This is a genomic window from Lederbergia sp. NSJ-179 (genome assembly GCF_022867885.1).
Taxonomy (GTDB): Bacteria; Bacillota; Bacilli; order Bacillales; family Bacillaceae_C; genus Lederbergia.
This window is the reverse complement of the sequence record NZ_JALIFP010000106.1, coordinates 1-1,055: the sequence shown is the minus strand read 5'-3', so window position 1 is coordinate 1,055 and position 1,055 is coordinate 1. Positions and strand designations below refer to the sequence as shown.

1 protein-coding gene and 1 pseudogene are annotated in these 1,055 nt (G+C 38.7%); both read right to left on the bottom strand.

Translation table 11 applies throughout. The features are described 5' to 3' along the window. A pseudogene (locus MUB24_RS23035) lies at positions 1–449 on the bottom strand (TasA family protein); the annotation flags it as partial. Between the two features lie 37 nt (positions 450–486). Beyond that, the gene (gene sipW / locus MUB24_RS23030) at positions 487–1,050 is read right to left on the bottom strand and encodes a signal peptidase I SipW (protein WP_244708081.1); all 564 of its coding nucleotides are present in this window, start codon (positions 1,048–1,050) and stop codon (positions 487–489) included. Positions 1,051–1,055: the final 5 nt, after the last annotated feature.

Here is a 1,055-nt window from a genome sequence, read left to right as displayed (position 1 = left end):
AGGCCTTTTTTATCGAAAATCGGTTCGAAAACCTTTTCATTTATAACCTCTGGTTTCATGTCTTTTAGCTTAGCTAAAGTTGTTTTGTAAATGACTTCATCAAGCTTGTCCGCATTGTAAAGAAATTCCACTTCAATATGCTCACCAAAGTCTTCCGTGTTATCTCCCTTTGCGTCTGTCACCGTATAAGAGGTATCTAATAATACTTTTCCAATATCCAATGTTCCATTATTTTGTAGTTCAAAATCACGTATAAAGGAGTCCCCTGGTTTCATGTTATCGACCTTAATAATCTGTGTAGGGTTTACAGAGAGATCCAATGTACCTGCGGCAAAGGTATTGTTTGCCTCCGCACTATCACTAAAATAGGCGTAGGTTCCACCTCCAATTAATGTAATCCCGAGTACCGCTGATAGTAATCCTGTACTTAATTATTTTTTAATATTCATCCGTTTTCTCCCCCATTTTTTATTCAAGTTTATCCTTCTATTCTTCCTTAAGATTGGATTCTTTCGGAACTTCAATCAGACGCAGTGTACGCCAAATGGTGAATATAGCATGCCCCAGAAATAAAAGACCAGGTATGATCAACATCAGGACAGCTCCTTGTTTTGTATTCACAAAATGTAAGGCATAGCCTAAGTAGGGGATCGTCCACCCCGTATATTTTCCAACAACATTTTGGGCTAAGACTGGTTCTACGTCAGGTCCATTATTATTGTCACCTTTTGTAATAAAGCGTTGACCACTATCTTGAACCTCAATAATTCGGTGTGTGACAAGAATATCGTCCTTGGTTTTAAATGTGATGACATCACCACTTTTAAACGTTTCCTTTTTTTCAGCTAGTTGGATGAAGATAATCGAACCAACCGGCATCTCTGGCTCCATCGAACCAGATAATACTGTTTTTAGTTGATAACCAAAAAGGCTTGGTTCCCCTCCTGCCGCCCGCGATGAAATGACGATCAATACAGCACAAACTAGCAGGATAATGAACAGGGTTGAAAGACAATTACTTATCCACTTTAAGATGGTTTTCCCTTTCATATTCG